Source organism: Geothermobacter hydrogeniphilus (assembly GCF_002898515.1).
In the GTDB taxonomy this organism is placed as follows: Bacteria; Desulfobacterota; Desulfuromonadia; order Desulfuromonadales; family Geothermobacteraceae; genus Geothermobacter_A.
The window spans coordinates 4,967-9,632 of the sequence record NZ_PPFX01000067.1 but is presented as its reverse complement, the minus strand read 5'-3'; the positions used below and the strand labels follow the sequence as shown (position 1 = coordinate 9,632).

1 protein-coding gene and 1 riboswitch are annotated in these 4,666 nt (G+C 61.0%); the gene reads left to right on the top strand.

Features of this window, described 5'->3' with window-relative positions; genetic code table 11:
* The first annotated feature begins 131 nt into the window (after positions 1-131).
* Positions 132-206, top strand: a riboswitch (cyclic di-GMP riboswitch).
* 120 nt (positions 207-326) lie between these two features.
* On the top strand, positions 327-4,666 hold a 4,340-nt coding region (locus C2E25_RS16995), incomplete at its 3' end, for a hypothetical protein (protein ID WP_158247326.1).

The following is a 4,666-nucleotide window of genomic DNA, read 5'->3' as shown; positions in this document are numbered from 1 at the left end:
AATCCGGGATGCCGGCCTTACGTCTGCTGGAGCGCCGATTTCGAATTTTTCAGGGACGACTACCGTAAAATGTCCTTGACATAGACAAACCCTGTTTTATATCCTTCTCAAGCCTTTTTTATTAACAAACTCTCCGACAAGAGCAAAACCGGGGCAATCCGGTGGCGCAAAACCAAGGGTCCTGCAAGGACAGCCGGGTTGCCGAAGAGAGTGAAAAGCTCCTGCCGACAACACCCCTTCAGGAATTTCTCATTCCCCCCGGCCTCCCACATGGCCGGGTTCTTTTTTTCGGTCGAACAAACACAGGAAAGAAGGGAAGGACAGTTATGAAATCCAATAGCATTTTCAGGACAGCGCAACACACTCTTTTTATCATTTTGTGCCTGCTGACTCTGGCCGGCACCGCCTTTGCCGGCACCATTACCGGTACCGTGACCAACGGCAGCAGCAGTTCTGTCGCCCGGGTCTACCTGAAGGTCTTCAGCGCCGTCGGCGACGAGATGCCCTGCGGCACGACCATCGCGGCGCCGGGGGCGTTCACCATCAACAACAACCTTCCCGACGGCAACTACCAGGTGCTGGCAATGATGGACGTGGCCGACACCGGTCTGCCGCTGACGTCGATGCCGCGCGGCATGTCGGCAACCTTCACGATCACTTCAGGCATTGCCACCGGTGCTGACGTTACACTGGTGGATGCCGGCACCATCGATCCGCAAAACCTGGTGCCGCAACCGCCCCAGGTTCAGGTCGCGGCACCGGGTGACGGCCTGGCGCTGGTCCTCTGGGACAACCCGCGCGACGCCGACTCCTTCATCCAGGCCGACAGCTACAACCTCTACTGGAAACTGGGCAGTGTTCCGGGAACCACCTCCGGCAGCTATGACGGGGTCATCACCGGCATCAAACCGAGCGACAATTCCTTTGCCGTGGTCAGCGGGCTGAGCAACGACCAGACTTATTACTTTGTCATGACCAGCCAGATCGGTTCCAACACCAGCACCACGACTTCGCCGGTGAACGCCTTTATCGGCATCGGCAGCAGCGGCTACACCGTTTCAGGAAATCTGACCATTAACAACGCCCCCGGACCACTCTCCTCCTCGACGCCGGCCTATACGGTGCTGGTCAACTTCGCTGCCGGGGCGATTTTCGTCAACCAGACCCCCGACCCCGCGACCTCCACCGCCTTTAACCTTGATGGCGTCTCGGACGGCAGCTATGACTTTTACATCCTGCTGGACATGAACAACAACGGCTACCTCGATGCCGGCGACCTCTCCACCATGAACGGCCCGGTCACTCGGGTTACCGTCAACGGCGGCAACGTCACCGGACTGACACCGGTGGTCGACAACACCAACAGCTACCAGCGGGTGGAAACCACCCACGGCAAGGCCGGCGGTGGTGAATACTATGGCCTGAACCTCAATGTTGAACCCGGCTACCGGCGGGTCGCCGGCGTGCAGGTATCGGGCGGAGCATTGCCCTTCCCGATCGATGTCGGCATTGATGACTCAGGTTTCTTTGACCTCTGGCAGGATTCCCCGAGCCGCCCGGGAATCGGCGACAGCTACAGCTTCGACATCACCTACTCGGACGGCACCACGGAAACTCTCACCGGCCAGGTCACCGGCGTGTTGGACGATTTCCCGACTCCGCTCGCCCCGCAGGGCACGGTTTCCAATGCTTCCACCCCGACCTTCCACTGGGCGGCGCCCCAGGCGGCCATGGTCGCACCCTTCGGCTATGAGATCTATCTCCGCGGCAACGGCTTCTCGTGGGACGCCTGGGATATTCCCGGCAACCAGCTCAGCTACGACTATGACGGCGGCAGCCCGATCCCGGAGGATCCACCCTCACCCTACAGCTGGAGCGTCCGCCTGACTGACGGCAACGGCAACTCGATCCAGAACGAGGTGATCTTCACCCCGATCTCGGGAGGTGGCACCTATACCATCAGCGGTGGCGTGGAGGATGCCGGCGGCATACTGGCAGGTGTCACGGTAACTGAAGTCGGCAATCCCGGTAACACGACAACAACCGATGCCGGCGGCCATTTCTCCCTGCCGATAGCCCAGGGCAAGCTGTTCTCCCTGCAATTTACCAAGACCGGAAGCTACGAAGGGTTGCAGACCCGCTTCATGACGGCGAACTCCAGTTTCGACACCGGCACCTGGTACCTGTTCAACTTCCTCGACCTCCCCCCCGGAACCGGCATGATCCGCGCTTCCGTACAGGATAGCGATACCGGCACAGCCCTTTCCGGAGCCACTGTCACCGCCCTCAGCAGTCTCTCGCCGGGCACCAGTTATACCGTCGAATACTGGAACGGCACCGACTGGACCGGTTCAGCGACCGACAGCAGCGGCAAGTTCCGAGTGCAGAACATTCCCGCCGGAGACACCGTCATCCTGCAGGGCAGTCTCATCGGCTACAGCTTCACCGAGAAGTATTATCCGGTGGAACTGCAGTCGGTGACCGAAGGCGTCCTCAAGGGTGTCTCCCAGGCCGCCGCCATCAGCGGCACCATCACCAATAACAGCAGCACATCCACCGGCCGGGTGTTCCTCTTCGTCGTCGACGCCAACATGGAATCGACCATCTACGGCACCAGCCTCGACGGGCCTGCCGGACCGTTCAGTATTCGCAACCTGCTGCCGGACGGCAGCTACCAGGTGATGGCCTTCCTCGAAGGGAGTGATCTCGGCGCACCGACCTCATCGATGCCGCGTGGGATGTCGGCCCCCTTCACCGTCACCGGCGGCAATGCAGGCAACATCAACATCACCCTCGTTGATGCCGACACGGTCGATGCCCAGGCCTATACGCCGATCTCCCCGACCCTGAGCGCGGTGGAACCGGGCGACGGCTACGCCCTGGTGGCCTGGAAGCCGGAACGGGATATGAACGGCCTGATCAAGGCCGACAGCTACAACATCTACTGGAAGGCCGGCGGGGTCCCGACCCCGACCGTCCATGACGGCGCCCTGACCGGCCTCCCGGCCAACGGTGAAACCTTTGCCGTCATCCCCGGCCTGGCCAACGGCACCGCCTACACGTTCGTGATGACGGCGACCATCGGCGCGACCGAATCGACCCCGGGCGTCGACCTGACCGTCACCCCGGCCGTGCCGTCCGGGCCGTCAACCGTGTCGGGATCCGTCACCCTGGACAGCAACATCACGGCCAACCTGACCGGAACTCCGCTGTACGTTTTCCTCCTCGATATTCAGACCGAAATAGCCTATTCAACCCGGATCGCCGATGCCTCTGCCGGCACCGCCTTCAGCATTGCCGGCGTTCCCGACGGCACCTACTATGCCCTGACCTTCCTCGACGTCAATAACAACGGTTATCCGGATACCGGGGATATCAACAACTTCGGAGCCTTCGACCCGACGGTTACTGTCACGGGTGATTTCACCGGACTTTCTCTCACCCTCAGCGATGTGGGTGCCTTCTCCTCACTCGGCACCCACCATGGCACCGACGGCAGCAGCGACGGCTATGGCCTGATCTTCGCCCTCCACACCGGCAACAAGATTCCGGTTCGGATGTCGGTCGTGGCCGGTCTGTCCCAGCCCATCGACCTGGCTCCCGAGGATCACTACGGCTACGACGCTTTCTTCCCCATGACGACCCGACCGGTCGTCGGCACCCCCTATTCCTACAGTGTTGACTTTGCCGACGGCACCGGCGGCATCTATGGCGGCCAGGTCACTCAGGTCTTTGACAACTTCCCGAACCCCACGGCGCCGGTCGGTGACACCCCGAACGCCACCCAGCCGGTGTTCACCTGGACGGCCCCCTCGTTTACCCCGACGGGAACCTATGTCTACGAGATCTCCCTCTGGGATGACAACGGCTACCGGTGGGACAGCCCCGAACTGCCGGCCGGCACCACCAGTTACGCCTTCGCCGACAGCGGCCAGGTGCTGACCGAAGGGACCCTCTACCACTGGCAGATTACCGCGATCGACCAGGCCCAGAATGAGACCGCCTATATCGCTGATTTCACGCCGGTCGCGGCGACAGTGCCGCTGGCCGTCACCTACCCCAACGGGGGAGAATTCCTCGCCGTGGGAACCAGTGTCAACATTACCTGGCAACCACAGACCGGTGCGGCCAGCTACCTGCTGCGCTACTCCACTGATGGCGGCACAACCTGGAAGTGGCTGCGCAACAACGTCACTGGTAGCAGTTTTTCATGGGTGGTCCCCGACGAGACCAGCAGCCAGGTTTTGGTGCGAATCAATGCAAAGGACGGTGCCGGCAACTATATCGGCAATGATTTCTCCGATGCCCCCCTGAGCATTATCCACGCACCTCAGATAATCAGTCCCAATGGCGGTGAAATTCTGACTGTCGGCAGCAATGTCACTATCAACTGGCATCCTCATCCTGATGCAGCCAGCTACCTGTTGCGCTTCTCCACGGACAATGGATCGACCTGGCAGTGGTTGCGCAGCAACGTCACCGGAACCAGCTTTGTCTGGACGGTCCCGAACATCCCCAGCGACCAGGTGCTGCTGCGCATCAACGCCAAAAATGCCGCCGGAAACTTCATCGGCAATGACTTTTCCGATGCAACCTTCCGCATCGTCACGCCGCCACAGATCCTCAGTCCCAACGGTGGAGAGACCCTGGCTGTCGGCAGCAATGT